Source organism: Trichocoleus sp. FACHB-90, assembly GCF_014695505.1.
GTDB lineage: Bacteria > Cyanobacteriota > Cyanobacteriia > Cyanobacteriales > FACHB-T130 > Funiculus > Funiculus sociatus.
Map to the genome: position 1 here is coordinate 12,929 of NZ_JACJOK010000052.1, position 15,215 is coordinate 28,143.

Sequence of the window (15,215 nt, forward strand, 5' to 3'; positions counted from 1 at the left end):
GAATCAAATTCCCTGAGACTCTAGCATTTTAATCAAAGTTTCCGAGTTAGCTGATACTCTGGGGAAAAATTAGCTGACTTGGGGCAACCTTGTAAGGCAACGTTACAAAAACCTGGCTTTTGATTTTGATCGATACTGGTATCTAATACAGGTAAACAATCAGCAGAACACAGGAATGGAATTTCGATCGACTGATACGCCACGTTTGGACTGGTCTGGGGATGCCCTCGCTGTTGGGCTATTTGAGGACGGATTAGAGATAACGGGCGATTTGGCGGCGCTGGACGAAAAACTCGCCGGGACTATCAAGGAATTGATTGAAGAGACGGAATTTAAGGGAAAAGAAGGCAGTAGCGCTGTAACTCGCGTTGGTGCAAATAGCCCTATCCGCAAAATCATGTTGGTGGGATTGGGTAAACCAGAGGCTTTAAAGCTGGAAAGTTGGCGGCGGGCTGGTGCTGTTGTTGCCCGGTTAGCGAGAAAGGAAAAGTGCAAAACTCTGGGGGTTAGTCTGCCACTGTGGAATGAGGATGCAGAGGCGAGTGCGAGTGCGATCGCGCAAGGCATTCTCCTAGCTCTACATAAGGATAATCGGTTTAAGTCTGAGCCGGAAGACAAAGATGTGCAGATAGAACGTGTTGATTTACTCTCGTTGCCCGGTCAAGAGTCGGCAATTAATCGCGCTAAAGCGATCGCTGATGGCGTGATTCTGGCGCGGGAACTGGTAGCAGCACCAGCGAATGAGTGTACGCCGATAACTATGGCCGAAACTGCACAAGCGATCGCAGCAGAACACGGTCTACAATTAGAAATTTTGGAACAACAAGAGTGCGAACAGCTTGGCATGGGGGCATTTTTAGCTGTTGCGAAAGCTTCTGATATGCCCCCCAAGTTCATCCACCTTACCTACAAACCAGAAGGAACGCCCCGCCGGAAATTGGCAATTGTCGGCAAAGGTCTTACCTTCGATTCTGGTGGTCTTAACATTAAAGGTGCTGGAAGCGGCATCGAGACTATGAAGATGGATATGGGTGGTGGTGCCGCCACGCTTGGCGCTGCTAAGGCTATCGGTCAACTGAAGCCAGATGTGGAAGTCCACTTTATCTCAGCTGTGACTGAGAATATGATTAGCGGTCACGCTATGCACCCAGGCGATGTCCTCAAAGCTTCCAACGGCAAAACGATTGAAGTTAACAATACCGATGCCGAAGGTCGATTAACTTTGGCGGATGCACTGGTATTTACGGAAAAGTTGGGCGTTGACGCTATTGTTGACTTAGCTACACTTACAGGTGCTTGCGTAATTGCACTGGGCGACGATATTGCTGGGTTGTGGAGTCCCGACGATGCAGTTGCCAACGAGTTGCTGAAGGCTTCGGAAATGGCTGGGGAAAAGCTGTGGCGGATGCCTATGGAAGAGAAATACTTTGAAGGACTCAAGTCGCAGATTGCCGATATGAAGAATACTGGCCCTCGTCCAGGTGGTTCGATTACTGCGGCTTTATTCCTGAAGGAGTTCGTCAAGGAAACTGCTTGGGCGCACTTGGACATTGCCGGCCCGGTTTGGGCGGATAAGGAAAACGGCGTTAACAATGCTGGTGCTACGGGTTACGGCGTTCGTACTTTGGTGAACTGGGTACTGAATTAGGGATTGGGGATTGGGGATTGGGGACTAAAAAGGAAAAAGTAAACAATTCATTTTTTGCATTTTTCCTTCTTTAGCTCCCTTCCCTACAAAACTAAATGGGTAGTGGTATAGAAGTAGTGATAAATCCACTTTCACCTCCTACCGTACAAGGCTTTGAGCATTGAATATCACTACCGCTAAATGCGATTGCCTTTGGGGATGATTTTTATTTTGTATGTTTTTATACTCCATAAAGTCTTGGCTTTGTTTCTAGAGAACCAAGTTAGCTTCATCTAAATTTTATAATCTCAGTAGCAAAAAGAAGACATTACAAAGATTCAGTAAAAAGTGAGGCAAAATTGCCAGTTAGTGATTTTAATTAAGTTTTGCTTTCGGTAGTTTGCGTACAAACTCTGAGATGATACTATAATTACTTAATTCCCTGATTTAACTGGCAGCTACAAAAAGGGTGTTCCGCACATTCGCAGTTGCTCGGCGTTCACAACGTAAGTAATATAAGGGAAAATACTTAGTGTGATGCTACAGTAAAGGCAAGCTAAAAAATATTCTTTAGAAACACCACTGTAGAGAAAAATCTTACACAGCGTCGGTTTGGAAATTAGGTTTACCAGAACATCAAACCGTACACAAACCATCCCTAATCTCAAGAACAAATCATGGTTAACTTTACAGTAGCCATCCCAACGTACAACGGTGGAGATCGTTTACCTGAAGTTCTGCATCTACTGCAAGAACAGCTCAATACAGAACAATTTTCCTGGGAAATCATCGTTATCGATAACAACAGCACCGACCATACAGCGAAGGTTGTTCAAGAGTATCAATCCAACTGGCAAGCAAGCATTCCCTTAAAGTATTATTTAGAAACCGAGCAAGGGGCAGCCTTTGCGCGACAACGGGCTGTGGAAGAAGCTCAAGGAGAATTCATTGGCTTTCTTGATGATGATAACTTGCCGGACTTCAACTGGGTTGCCGCAGCTTATGCGTTTGGTCAAGCACACCCAGAGGCGGGAGCCTACGGTAGCCAAGTCCAAGGCTTCTTTGAAGTAGAGCCGCCAGAGAATTTTCAGAAAATCGCTTGTTTTTTCGCATTAGTGGAGCGAGGATCTTCATCAAATCGCTACGAACCTGACAAAAAGCTTTTACCGCCTGGTGCTGGCTTAGTTGTCCGCAGAAAAGCTTGGCTTGCTAACGTTCCCAAGCACCTAGTTCTCAATCACAAAGGTCGAGAAGCTAAGTTAGCCAGCGAAGATTTAGAAGCCGTACTGCATATCCAGCTAGCAGGTTGGGAAATCTGGTACAACCCCGAAATGCACGTACAGCATAAAATTCCTAGGTGGCGTTTAGAAAAAGATTATCTACTTTCTTTAATTCGCTGCATAGGTTTGAGTCGGTATCACATTCGGCTGCTCGGTTTGAAGAATTGGCAGCGACCTTTGGCGGTTCCCGTTTACCTGCTAAATGACCTCCGTAGGTTGATAATTCATTTGATTAAACACAAAGGCAAAGACACAATTAACAGCGATATAATTGTGGCTTGCGAACGCGAGTTCCTGTTATCTAGCTTGATTAGTCCTTTTTTCCTTTTGAAAAATAGATATTTAAAAATTGGACAAGCTAAAATATTGGAGTTTAAAGAAACTATGAATTTCTTGCCCTCACTGTCAGATGATATGGTCCCCCCTCATCATTCACATCATTAAAATAAACAATGACTTTTACCATACGGCGATCTTCTATATCTATATGCCATTGCCTAGTACCTACCTGCTCTCCGTCTAGCATATCTCTACGAACAGATACACCATGATAAGCAACCGGAACGCCAATATAATTTTCGACAATGTTAAGGAATCTTTCTTCAAGCTCCCAGAGAAAAATATCTGGGTGGTTCATAATTTGATTTGGACTAGCAAGCGCGTATTTTCTATCTTTTTTATAGGAAGATGTTGGTAGTTCTGGCACTAGATTTTCTGCTGCCTTCAGAAGTCTTGATGTATTGGAACTGAAGAGAGCATCTAAAAAGGTGACACAAGTTCCTTGCTACCTGAGAGTATCGACAATTGCCATATACTGGGCTGAAAGTGGCGGTAGATTGCCACTAATGTTTTACAAGTTCTACTCGGTAAACCAGTTCGGCAGGGGCTCGATTAAATTTATCTAAACTTTTGGCAAGCATAAGCTTTATTCTTCTCAACTGCTATTTATTCGGTTATAACATTAGAAGGTTGTACAAGGTATTTAACAGGGTACACGCAACATAAGCAAAAAATTATGGTTGACTTCACAGTAGCCATCCCTACATACAACGGGGAAAGCCGTTTAACCAAGGTAATAGAGCAACTGCGCGAACAAATCAACACCGCACACTTCTCCTGGGAAATTATCGTTGTTGATAATAACAGTAATGACAATACAAAAGAAGTTGTTCAAGATTATCAAGCTAACTGGCATCATCAACCCTATCCGCTGAGGTATTGTTTTGAGGCGCAACAAGGGCTATCCTTCGCCAGACAACGGGCAGTTGAGGAAGCTAAAGGCACCTTCGTTGGTTTTTTAGATGATGACACGTTACCCGCCTCTGACTGGGTAGCAGCAGCTTATTTATTTGGGCAAGAACATCCAAAAGCAGGTGCTTATGGCGGGCAAATTCACGGTAATTTTGAAGTCAGTCCACCTAAAAACTTTGAGAGAATTCAATCTTTTTTAGCAATTAAGGAACGGGGAGCTAAACCTAATCTATATGAGCCAGAAACTTTAAGCTTGCCACCAGGAGCAGGATTAGTTATTCGCAAACAGGCATGGCTTGAAAATGTTCCTACTCGCCTGATTCGTCAGGGTAGAGGAGGTAATGATTTTGAAATATCGCTGCACTTGCATAGAGGAGGTTGGGAAATTTGGTATAACCCCACGATGCACATTTATCATCTGATACCAAAATCGCGGTTAGAAAAAGATTATCTCCTTTCCTTAATTCGTACAACTGGTTTTTCTATCTGTCAACTGCGGATGATTAATACTAACAATTGGCAAAAACCAATTGTTATAGCAAGGATTATGCTGGGCAACCTACGCCGAGCTACTCTGCATTTAATCAAGTATCGATGGCAGGTAAAAAATGATCTAGTTGCTGCCTGCGAAATGGCTTTTTTCTTAAGTAGCTTACTCAGTCCTTTTTACTTTTTAAAAGCTAGATTTGAGAGGGAACGCAGAAGGTAAGCTATATATCAAGAATTAAGTAATTTTAAAAGACATTTAAGGTTGCTTAAATCAACGCTAACAAACACGTGATCGCAGAGGAGTACGTAATGGTGAATTGGCACCCAAAAACACCAGTTGCTATTTTCATCTTCAAGCGCCCCGATACCACCGAAAAGGTATTTGAAGCAATCCGTCAAGCAAAACCACCCAAGCTGTTAGTAATCTCTAATATTCCCCCAGCTAACAAACCAGACCAAGCTGAACTAAATGCAGCTGCTCGTGCAATTATTGAAGGTGTTGATTGGGACTGCGAAGTTCTAAAAAATTACTCTGATACTTTTCTTAGCGCTAAAGATCGCATTTACAGTGGCTTAAACTGGATATTCGAGAATGTAGAAGAGGCAATTATCTTAGAAGATGACTGCGTACCTCATCCCAGTTTCTTTCGGTTCTGTGAAGAAATTCTCGAATATTACCGATATGAGCCGAAAATTATGGGAATTAGCGGCAGTAATTTCCTTAAGGGAAGCGCTCGGACAGATTACAGCTACTATTATTCTCGCTACCCTAATTTGTGGGGATGGGCATCTTGGCGACGAGCATGGCAACATATGGATTTGGAAATGAAGCTCTGGCCAGAAGTCCGAGATCAGGGATGGTTGATGGATATATTATCAGATTCTCGTGCTGTAAATTGGTGGAGTAACGTATTTCAATCTGTCCACGAAAACCGTAAAGATACTTGGGATTATCAATGGGTACTTTCCTGCTGGTTGCAACAGGCATTGTATGTTGTGCCTAATGTTAATCTAGTTTCTAATATTGGCTTTGGTTTAACATCAACGCATACCAGAGATATTTATGATTGGCGGGCTAATATGTCTGTTGAAGCCATGTCATTTCCGCTCAAACATCCCAATTTTATTTTGCGGGATTCCCAATCTGATAGCCTTGTTTTAGAAAGATATTATTACGGCAGTACAACTCCAAGTTTAATGCAACGTGTGGGCCGAGAAGCAAGACGAGCTAGAAGCCTGATAAAAAAGAAAATTTTTGCCCAAAAATAGTTCAAAACTAGCTATTTCAACCATTGTGCTACTCATTAGTAAGCGCGGCGTACCTATGAAGGTACTACTAATTACTTTTGGTTATGCTATAGCAGTCCTAAATGATTTGTGAAGGCGAGATAGCCGACTTCTTTAAGAAGTCGGCTATCTGAAGGGCTGGGTCACATTTCTCCCTTAATAAGGGTAGCGAAGGGGGATTTGTATCTAGCTTCTCAAAAATAAAGCCTATAACTTGTACGCAGCAAAAATGTGCTTAAAAACGCTTCAGTACACTTAAGTAAATATCGATACTTCAAGACCAATGATGCTTAGTTCGCTCTCAAGGGTTTCTTTAGAATGAGAGATTATACTTACAAGTACAACTATATTATTCAGGAAAATATCAGGGTATTTACAAAAACTTTTTCAAGTCTTCACATTTATACGTAGGTAGTTTACGTTATTTTTACAGTCATTTATAGAGTTTCCACTAGAATTGTGACATGGAAAACTAACCTCACACCTTACTCAGACAATTGGGGGGCTAGTGTATCTATCGAAAGTCAGAGATAACCCTGAGAAATATGAGGTGATACATGAAAGCAGTGATACTAGCTGGAGGACTTGGTACTCGTTTAAGTGAAGAAACCACTATTAAACCAAAACCTATGGTTGAAATCGGTGGTAGACCCATACTGTGGCATATTATGAAGACATACGCTGCCTATGGGATTAATGACTTCATCATCTGCTGCGGTTATAAAGGTTACATAATCAAGGAGTATTTTGCCAACTACTTCTTGCATATGTCCGATGTCACTTTTGATATGCGGTTTAACCAAATGAATGTTCATAGTGGATATGCTGAACCTTGGCGAGTCACATTGGTAGATACGGGTGAAAACTCCATGACTGGTGGACGGCTGAAGCGAGTAAGAGAGCATATTGGCAATGAAACCTTCTGCTTCACTTATGGAGATGGTGTCAGCAGTGTAAATATTAAAGAATTAGTTGAGTTTCACAAAGAACAAAAGACTTTAGGAACATTGACCGCAACCCGTCCGGCTGGACGCTTTGGAGCGCTTTCTCTGGGAGAAGAACAAGATAAAATCATCAGCTTCAGAGAAAAGCAAGATGGAGAGGGAGCCTGGATAAATGGTGGTTATTTTGTTCTGGAGCCAGAAGTAATTGACTACATTGCAGGCGACTCCACAGTTTGGGAAAAAGAGCCATTAGAAAAACTAGCTGACTCTGGACAACTCGCTGCTTACAAACATCCTGGTTTTTGGCAGCCGATGGATACTTTACGCGATAAAACCTATCTTGAAGAACTTTGGAAAAGTGATAAAGCACCTTGGAAGGTGTGGTAGAAAGATAGTTAGGGGTGAGGAGTTGGAAGTTAAGAGCGCTCAAGGTATTTGTGACTCATACCTGAAACTTTATAACTTCTTAAATAGTTCTAAATCATTTTAGTTTCAGGTGCAAAATACCATGTATGACTTTGCAATCATCGGGGGGGGAATTGTTGGTCTTTCGACTGGCATGGCATTGGGCAAACGCTATCCAAACGCCCGCATTGTAGTGCTGGAAAAAGAAAGCAAATGGGCATATCACCAGACTGGCAATAACAGCGGTGTTATCCACTCTGGCATTTACTACAAGCCAGGGAGTTTCAAAGCTAAGTTTTGCCGAGATGGTTGTCGCTCAATGGTGGAATTCTGCCAAGAGCATGACATTGCTCATGAAATTTGCGGCAAGGTAATCGTTGCGACAGAAGAAAAGGAACTGCCGCGGTTAGAGAATCTTTACAAACGCGGCTTAGAAAACGGACTGAAAGTTACTAAGATTAGCGCTTCAGAAGTCAAAGAAATTGAACCTCATGTCAACTGTGTGGCGGGAATTCGAGTTTATACAACTGGAATTGCCGACTATAAGCAGGTGGCTCAGAAATACGCTGAGTTGATCGAGTTGCAGGGTGGAGAGCTTCGTCTAAATACCAAAGTTGAAAAAATTATTGGAAAAGGCGATACTCAGGTAATTGAAACCAACAATGGTATCTATGAGACGCGCTGCACGATAAACTGTGCTGGACTGCATAGCGATCGCATTGCCAAACTTTCCCAAGTCGATCCCCAAGCCAAAATCGTCCCCTTCCGAGGGGAATACTACGAACTGGTTCCAGAAAAACGCTATCTTGTCAAAACCCTAATTTATCCAGTTCCCAACCCAGACTTCCCCTTCCTGGGCGTCCACTTCACAAAAATGATTGATGGCAGTGTCCACGCAGGGCCAAACGCGGTCTTGAGCCTCAAACGCGAAGGCTACAAAAAAACCGACTTTGACCTACGAGACTTTGCTGAAGTCATGACCTACCCCGGCTTCTGGAAACTAGCAGCCAAACACGCCGACGAAGGCATCCAAGAAATAATTCGCTCCTTCAGCAAAGCCGCCTTTGTCCGCAGTTTGCAAAAGCTAATTCCTGAAGTCCAAGCGGCCGATCTTGTTCCCACCCACGCCGGAGTTCGCGCTCAAGCTTTAATGAACGATGGCAAGCTAGTAGACGACTTTTTGATAGTCAAAGGTAACAACTCCGTCCACGTTTGCAACGCTCCTTCCCCAGCTGCGACTTCTTCAATTGAAATCGGCAAAGCAATTGTCGAACAACTTCCCCAACCGCAGCATCTACAATCAGCAATCAGCGTATAGGATTAGCAGCAATGAAAATATTTGTCACTGGAACCGAAGGCTATCTTGGCTCATTATTAGCCCCTCTCTTGATGCAACGCGGACATGAAGTTATCGGCTTAGATACAGGCTTCTACAAAGTAGGCTGGCTCTATAACGCCACCGACCTAACTGCCAAAACCCTGAACAAAGATTTGCGGCAGATTACCGAAGAAGATTTACAGGGTGTAGAGGCAATTGTTCACATGGCTGAACTCTCTAACGACCCCGCCGGACAACTCTCACCTAACATCACCTACGACATTAACCACAAAGGTTCAGTTCGCCTTGCTAATTTAGCTAAATCAGCAGGCGTGCGTCGCTTCGTTTATATGTCATCTTGCAGTGTTTATGGCGTTGCTACTGAAGGCGATGTCACCGAAGAATCTCCCGTCAATCCTCAAACAGCCTATGCAGAATGTAAAACATTCGTAGAACGGGATGTCCAACCCCTAGCTGATGATGATTTTTCCCCCACCTTTATGCGGAATGCCACCGCTTTTGGTGCCTCTCCCAGAATGCGTTTTGATATTGTTTTAAATAACCTTGCAGGACTGGCTTGGACAACTAAAGAAATCAAGATGACCAGCGACGGGACACCTTGGCGACCGTTGGTTCACGCCCTTGACATCTGCAAGGCAATTGTTTGCACCCTGGAATCTCCACGAGACATTGTTCACAACCAAATCTTCAACGTAGGCGACACTGCTCAAAATTATCGAGTGAAACAAATTGCAGAAATTATCGCTGATGTCTTTGAAGGATGCAAATTAAGCTTTGGAGAAAGCGGTTCAGATAATCGCAGTTATCGCGTTTCTTTTGAGAAAATTAATACTACCCTACCCGGATTCAAATGTGAATGGAATGCCGAACTCGGAGCCAAGCAGTTATACGATTTGTTCAAGCAAATTGATATGACAGAAGACATTTTCTTATTTAGAGGCTTCACTCGGTTAAAACAGCTCGAATATCTGATTCGCACTCAGCAAATAGATCGAGATTTCTTCTGGAAAAAGTAAGCAAGGCTTTTTTCACTAAAATTATGCCAAATTTTTATTGGCATCTACCACCAAGTATTCCAAGATTTGAATTGTAAGTTCAAAACAAAATGGGGTTTAAGTTTTAGGCAAAGGAAAGAATTATAACTACTTTTGCCTAAAATATATCCTAGTTAAGCGATGCTCGGTCGTCCGTAAACACTTGATTTAGTTGGATTGTATACGATGAAATTTACAGAAACGAAGCTCAAAGGTGCATTCATTATTGACTTAGAGCAACGCCCCGATGATCGAGGGTTTTTCGCTCGTACTTTCTGCATGGAAGAATTTCAAGAACACGGGTTAAAGCCAACTGTGGCTCAATGCAACTTGTCTTTTAACCACAAGAAAGGAACGCTGCGGGGTATGCACTATCAAATCGCTCCCGCGACTGAAACCAAATTGATTCGCTGTACTCAGGGAGCAATTTATGATGTGATAGTGGATATGCGTCCTAATTCCCCTACATATCTTTTACATATTGGTGTAGAATTGACTGCCGAAAATCGTCGGGCTTTGTACGTACCAGAAATGTTTGCTCACGGCTATCAAACGCTTACAGATGCAGCTGAAGTGACGTATCAAGTGGGTGAGTTTTATACTCCAGGTTATGAGCGGGGTCTACACTATGATGATCCTGTTTTGGGAATTGAATGGCCTTTACCTGTGAGCGAAATTTCTGTCAAAGATGCAGCTTGGCCCTTACTACAATCGATTCCTCTAGGAGTTTAGCGATGAGTGGCGAGTAGCGATCGCAGGTTAAGTTTCTACTAGGCTGCATAGGGTTTTACACCTCTTTTGCTGTAACCAAAGTCAGAAATCGTATCAAAAGGTTAACCGTCGTTTCGCTCAAGCCAGATAAACCGTCTGAGGGTAACGCCCTTCTTTCTTACATTCTTGAACGCTTCCGCGACTTAAAACCTGGTAAGCCTGTCCCAACACACATTAATTATTGGCAGTGTATGCAGATAGCGAGAACTTTTTTATAACTCGGCTATTGCATGGATGTTATCAGCTTTTTCAATCATGTCTTTGTTCCTAAAAAAGGCTACGACATTTGGAAAGGCTGAGACTATTTATCAACAAAAATTGTGTGGAGATTATGCTTATCGATTAATGTTGTATGAGATTTCTATCAGAATTAAGTAAGAAAAATAGTTAACTTCTAATTAACTTGATAAATATTATTCAATTGGAGTTTATGAGTTAAAATTACCAAAGGCTGAATATTGAATGGCTGCTAAGTGTAAATAAAATTATAGACAAAGATGCAGCTTGAAACAAACGAGAAGAAATAAAAGTAGGAGTTGGAAATGATTATTGTCGATAAGGCATTGCAAGCACGCGCCGAAGCTGGAAATCCGATAAAAGTGGGCATGATTGGTGCTGGCTTTATGGGTCGAGGAATTGCTAATCAAATTATTAATTCTGTGCCGGGGATGGAGTTAGTAGCAATCTCTAACCGTAGCTTGGATAACGCTAAACGGGCATATAATGAGGCGGGAATTGAAGATTTGCAAGTTGTCAAGAGTGTATCTGAATTGGAGGATGCGATCGCTCGCGGCAAATATGCAATCACCGATGATGCCATGTTGCTGTGCAAAGCCGAAGGCATTGACGCGCTAGTGGAAGTGACAGGCGCGATCGAATTTGGCGCTCATGTGGCAATGGAAGCGATCGCTAACCGCAAGCATATCATCCTCATGGATGCCGAACTCGACGGCACAATCGGCCCCATTTTAAAAGTTTATGCAGACAAGGCTGGTGTAATCATCACCGCTAGCGATGGCGACCAACCAGGCGTGCAAATGAACCTGTATCGCTTCGTTAAAAGTATTGGCTTGACCCCCCTGCTGTGCGGCAATATCAAAGGCTTACAAGATCCCTACCGTAACCCAATTACCCAAGAATCTTTCGCCAAGCAGTGGGGACAAAAACCCCACATGGTGACAAGCTTTGCCGATGGTACCAAAATATCCTTCGAGCAAGCGATCGTTGCCAATGGTACAGGCATGAAAGTCATTAAGCGCGGTATGTTGGGATACGACTACAGGGGTCATATTGATGAACTGACCACTAAATACGACATTGACCAGCTTAAAGAATTGGGCGGTATTGTTGATTACGTCGTCGGCGCCAAACCAGGGCCGGGTGTATTTGTGTTTGGAACTCACGACGACCCCAAGCAACGCCACTACCTGAATTTGTATAAATTAGGTGAAGGCCCCCTTTACAGCTTCTACACTCCCTACCATTTGTGTCACTTTGAAGTACCTTTATCGGTGGCGCGGGTTGTCCTGTTCAATGATGAGATATTGGTTCCCTTAGGTGGCCCTTTAGTCGATGTGGTAGCTACTGCGAAAATCGACCTCAAAGCTGGGGAAACTATTGATGGCATTGGCTACTTTATGACCTATGGACAATGCGAAAATTCTGATGTCACCCAGGGGGAAAACTTGTTACCAATTGGTTTAGCTGAAGGGTGTCGCCTGAAGCGTGATATTCCCAAGGATCAAGTCCTCACCTACGATGATGTGGAATTGCCTGAAGGCAGACTTTGTGACAAGTTGCGGGCTGAGCAAAATGCTTACTTTGCCCCAGCAAAAGTTCCGGCTACAGTTGGGTAGTTTGCCGGGCTGTTTCATCCTCTGAAAGCTGTAATCTGCCAGGGGTTGAAACCCCTGTCTCATAGCTAAAGTCGTCTAAAGACGAATGGCACTGACTTAAGCCCTGAACTAAAGTTCGGGCTAAGAACTTTAGTCAGTTGAAACTGACTAAAATGCCTATGTGTTCAAGCTTTGAATCTGTTTTAACAGATTTTAGCTTTAAGCCTGAGATTAATCTCAAGGCTCTTAAGTCAGTACCATTCGTCTTTAGACGACTTGGGCTAAAAGCCCGTGGACTTAAGTCTCTAGGCGGGGTTCAGGAGAATGAAATAGCTCTGGGGTAGTTTGTTAGTTTCAATCAGCACCAGTTAGAGCTAAAAACCCGAAAGTGAATGTAAGGAATGAAAGCCACCCCGTCTGCTGTGTTAAAAGTGCCCTTGGTGCGTGGCATTTGAGGCAACAAAACCTTGGGGTAAGGAACGAAAATCCCCTCTCAAAAAATGTCGAGAGAGTAAAATGCAAAAGCGCTTGTACAATCTCAGTAGAAATCGCGTTTTTTACATATCAGGCTTAATATCATTATCTGTTCTTTTAGCTTTTCCCGTTCAGGAATATGCGAAGAAGTTCTTCCGGAAGGAAGTTATTTTATCGAATTCCCAAATTAAACCTCAGACTATTCAATTAGATTTGCCCGCAGAAGATAAGCGCATTGGTGGTTTGATAGCGGCGGATGTTAATAATGACGGAAAGAAAGATTTTATTATTACTAAGCCAGGTCACATCGCGGTTTATAGTAATTCTGGAGAAAAGCTCTGGACTAAGCAAATTGATATCCAAGTCAGCGGACAAGCAGAAAAGCAAGGACTACCAGGTTGGCATGGATCGGGGGTACAAGCAGCTGATGTAGATGGCGATCGCTTGACGGAAGTTTTATTCTTAACCAAGGACAAAAATCTTCATATTGTTCAAGGTGCAGACGGGAAGACCAAGCGGAGTATCAAACTAGAACCGCCAAAGGGTGCAAGCAGTTGGGAGCATTTAGTCGTTGCGAATTTTCGTGGTAAAGGCGAACGCGATTTACTCCTTCAAGCTACCAATGCTAAAGGTTATCGCAAGGGGCGTTATTTAGCAGCTTATGCCATAGATGACTTACTCAAACAAGAAAACCCTAAACCTCTATGGACGCAAGATAAGTTTTTAGGTGGTGTACACGCTGGTGCAAGGGTTGCAGACTTAGATGGAGACGGTAAGCACGAAGTTTTAGGCGGAACGATCGTAGGAAGTGATGGAAAAATTCTCTTTCAAGTTCCGATGGAAAATACCACCAAACAACATCCTCACATTGATGCGATTTTTGTCGCTGATGTGCGCCCAGACATTCCAGGGTTAGAGGTGGTAGCGTTGGAAGAGGGAGGAAGCGATCGCTTAAAAGAGGGCGGTAGAGGTATCCGCAAGCGCTTTGCCGAGATGTACAACAACATCGCTGGCGGCGGTAATCGCATTTTCCTCTATAACAAAGAGCGCTTAATTTGGGAAACCCATTTTAAACACCAGGAACCTCAAAATGCAGCTGTTGGTGACTTTGACCTTCAGCGACCAGGTTTAGAAATTTGGTGTCGCAGCCGTTACAACACTAACCAGAAACCTTTTGTGTTTGACGCGCAAGGTAAACTGATTGCTGATTATCAAATCGAAGATGTCGCTCCTAAAGGCTGGTCAGATAAAGGCGTGGAGGTTATTTTCACTATTGACTGGACAGGTGATTCTCGCCAGCTAGCTGCCGCCAAGGAGCGTCACCAGGCTGGGGATGTCGCGATTTTTGACCCGTTCAACGGGCAATTTCTCCATCGCTTCGATGAGATGTCCGATCGGCTTTATGTAGCCGACGTGTCAGGGGATTGGCGTGAAGAATTAATTGTCCTGAACGGTAATCAACTTCGTATCTACCAAAACCAGGAGCCGAACCCCAACCCCAACCGTCCGCGACTCTGGACGCAAGACCACTACCGTCTTAGCAAGATGACTTGGAACTATTACAATCCTTAAGTTTTCTTGTCCAGGCTACACCTGGGAACGATGTTGAAGAGGCGTTCCCAGGTATAACTTGTGAATGAGAAAATCAACCAAAACGTCCGCTGACGTATTCTTGGGTGGATTTCTCCTGCGGACTTTGGAAGATAACTTCGGTGCGGTCGTACTCCACCAAGTAACCCATTCTGCCGCCCTTTTCCGTCGCTTCCACATTGAAAAATGCCGTCATATCGGCTATACGCGAGGCTTGCTGCATATTGTGGGTAACGATGACGATGGTGTAATCCTCCTTGAGTTGCTGGATCAGTTCTTCAACTCGCAGCGTTGAGATGGGGTCAAGTGCAGAGGCGGGTTCATCCATAAGAATGACATCTGGCTGGACTGCGATCGCTCTAGCAATACACAACCTTTGCTGTTGTCCGCCTGATATAGAAAGACCACTTTGCTTAAGTTTGTCTTTGACTTCATCCCAGAGTGCGGCTTGTCTGAGACTTCTTTCTACCAACTCATCCATATCACCCCGATAGCCGTTCAGCCGCGCCCCAAAAGCGATATTGTCATAAATCGACTTGGGGAAGGGGTTTGGTCTTTGGAACACCATGCCAATCCGCCGCCGTACCTCTACTGGGTCAATATCCGGAGCGTAGAGGTCTTGATTGTTGTAATAAACTTTGCCTTCGGCTCGAAAAATTTTAATTAAATCGTTGAGGCGATTGTAGCACCGGAGCAACGTACTTTTGCCACAACCTGAAGGCCCAATAAATGCTGTAACTCGGTTTTTGGGAATATCTAGACTGATTTCCTTCAGCGCTAAAAAATTCCCGTAGTATACATTCAGTTTTTCCGTCTTTAAAACCGTATCTGTTTGATTTTTTGTTTGGGGATTGGACAACATAAAAACTCTTAGGTTTTGGGTTTAACA

The 15,215-nt window shown here is 43.6% G+C and carries 12 protein-coding genes; 10 read left to right on the forward strand and 2 right to left on the reverse strand.

Features of this window, described 5'->3' with window-relative positions:
- Window positions 1-175: 175 nt before the first annotated feature.
- Both H6F74_RS14610 and hpsE (H6F74_RS14615) read left to right on the forward strand, forming a co-directional pair.
- The gene (locus H6F74_RS14610) at window positions 176-1,648 is read left to right on the forward strand and encodes a leucyl aminopeptidase (RefSeq protein WP_190442330.1); all 1,473 of its coding nucleotides are present in this window, start codon (window positions 176-178) and stop codon (window positions 1,646-1,648) included.
- A 656-nt stretch (window positions 1,649-2,304) separates the two neighbouring features.
- A complete protein-coding gene (gene hpsE, locus H6F74_RS14615; RefSeq protein WP_190442331.1) occupies window positions 2,305-3,351 on the forward strand; it encodes a hormogonium polysaccharide biosynthesis glycosyltransferase HpsE in 1,047 nt (348 codons plus the stop codon).
- Here the strand turns inward: hpsE (H6F74_RS14615) and H6F74_RS14620 are convergent.
- Complete coding sequence (locus H6F74_RS14620) at window positions 3,290-3,613, reverse strand: hypothetical protein (RefSeq protein WP_190442333.1); 324 nt, start codon at window positions 3,611-3,613, stop codon at window positions 3,290-3,292. The genes hpsE (H6F74_RS14615) and H6F74_RS14620 overlap by 62 nt on opposite strands.
- A gap of 309 nt (window positions 3,614-3,922) precedes the next feature.
- Between H6F74_RS14620 and hpsE (H6F74_RS14625) the strand changes: the two genes are divergently transcribed.
- From hpsE (H6F74_RS14625) to H6F74_RS14660, 8 genes are all read left to right on the forward strand, one after another.
- Complete coding sequence (hpsE, locus tag H6F74_RS14625; RefSeq protein WP_190442335.1) at window positions 3,923-4,867, forward strand: hormogonium polysaccharide biosynthesis glycosyltransferase HpsE; 945 nt, start codon at window positions 3,923-3,925, stop codon at window positions 4,865-4,867.
- An 89-nt stretch (window positions 4,868-4,956) separates the two neighbouring features.
- Entirely contained in the window at window positions 4,957-5,916 is a 960-nt protein-coding gene (locus H6F74_RS14630) for a glycosyltransferase family 2 protein (protein ID WP_190442336.1), read from the forward strand.
- 575 nt (window positions 5,917-6,491) lie between these two features.
- On the forward strand, window positions 6,492-7,265 hold the full coding sequence (rfbF, locus tag H6F74_RS14635; protein WP_190442337.1) for a glucose-1-phosphate cytidylyltransferase: 774 nt from the start codon (window positions 6,492-6,494) through the stop codon (window positions 7,263-7,265).
- A 121-nt stretch (window positions 7,266-7,386) separates the two neighbouring features.
- On the forward strand, window positions 7,387-8,601 hold the full coding sequence (gene lhgO / locus H6F74_RS14640) for an L-2-hydroxyglutarate oxidase (RefSeq protein ID WP_190442339.1): 1,215 nt from the start codon (window positions 7,387-7,389) through the stop codon (window positions 8,599-8,601).
- An 11-nt stretch (window positions 8,602-8,612) separates the two neighbouring features.
- Window positions 8,613-9,638, forward strand: a complete 1,026-nt coding sequence (locus H6F74_RS14645; protein WP_190419524.1) for an SDR family oxidoreductase — start codon at window positions 8,613-8,615, stop codon at window positions 9,636-9,638.
- A 204-nt stretch (window positions 9,639-9,842) separates the two neighbouring features.
- Window positions 9,843-10,388, forward strand: a complete 546-nt coding sequence (gene rfbC, locus H6F74_RS14650) for a dTDP-4-dehydrorhamnose 3,5-epimerase (RefSeq protein WP_190442341.1) — start codon at window positions 9,843-9,845, stop codon at window positions 10,386-10,388.
- 581 nt (window positions 10,389-10,969) lie between these two features.
- On the forward strand, window positions 10,970-12,283 hold the full coding sequence (locus H6F74_RS14655; RefSeq protein ID WP_190442343.1) for a Gfo/Idh/MocA family oxidoreductase: 1,314 nt from the start codon (window positions 10,970-10,972) through the stop codon (window positions 12,281-12,283).
- Between the two features lie 495 nt (window positions 12,284-12,778).
- A complete protein-coding gene (locus tag H6F74_RS14660; RefSeq protein ID WP_190442345.1) occupies window positions 12,779-14,308 on the forward strand; it encodes an FG-GAP-like repeat-containing protein in 1,530 nt (509 codons plus the stop codon).
- Window positions 14,309-14,381: 73 nt separating this feature from the next.
- Here H6F74_RS14660 and pstB read toward each other — a convergent pair whose 3' ends face one another.
- The gene (pstB, locus tag H6F74_RS14665; RefSeq protein WP_190419539.1) at window positions 14,382-15,188 is read right to left on the reverse strand and encodes a phosphate ABC transporter ATP-binding protein PstB; all 807 of its coding nucleotides are present in this window, start codon (window positions 15,186-15,188) and stop codon (window positions 14,382-14,384) included.
- Window positions 15,189-15,215 lie beyond the last annotated feature (27 nt).

Bases quoted from the DNA above. Each gene is read 5' to 3' on its own strand.
- H6F74_RS14610 (WP_190442330.1), top strand. From the start codon at position 176: ATGGAATTTCGATCGACTGATACGCCACGTTTGGACTGGTCTGGGGAT.
- H6F74_RS14655 (WP_190442343.1), top strand. From the start codon at position 10,970: ATGATTATTGTCGATAAGGCATTGCAAGCACGCGCCGAAGCTGGAAAT.
- H6F74_RS14630 (WP_190442336.1), top strand. From the start codon at position 4,957: ATGGTGAATTGGCACCCAAAAACACCAGTTGCTATTTTCATCTTCAAG.
- pstB (WP_190419539.1), bottom strand. From the start codon at position 15,188: ATGTTGTCCAATCCCCAAACAAAAAATCAAACAGATACGGTTTTAAAG.
- rfbF (WP_190442337.1), top strand. From the start codon at position 6,492: ATGAAAGCAGTGATACTAGCTGGAGGACTTGGTACTCGTTTAAGTGAA.
- hpsE (WP_190442335.1), top strand. From the start codon at position 3,923: ATGGTTGACTTCACAGTAGCCATCCCTACATACAACGGGGAAAGCCGT.
- H6F74_RS14660 (WP_190442345.1), top strand. From the start codon at position 12,779: ATGCAAAAGCGCTTGTACAATCTCAGTAGAAATCGCGTTTTTTACATA.
- rfbC (WP_190442341.1), top strand. From the start codon at position 9,843: ATGAAATTTACAGAAACGAAGCTCAAAGGTGCATTCATTATTGACTTA.
- lhgO (WP_190442339.1), top strand. From the start codon at position 7,387: ATGTATGACTTTGCAATCATCGGGGGGGGAATTGTTGGTCTTTCGACT.
- H6F74_RS14645 (WP_190419524.1), top strand. From the start codon at position 8,613: ATGAAAATATTTGTCACTGGAACCGAAGGCTATCTTGGCTCATTATTA.
- hpsE (WP_190442331.1), top strand. From the start codon at position 2,305: ATGGTTAACTTTACAGTAGCCATCCCAACGTACAACGGTGGAGATCGT.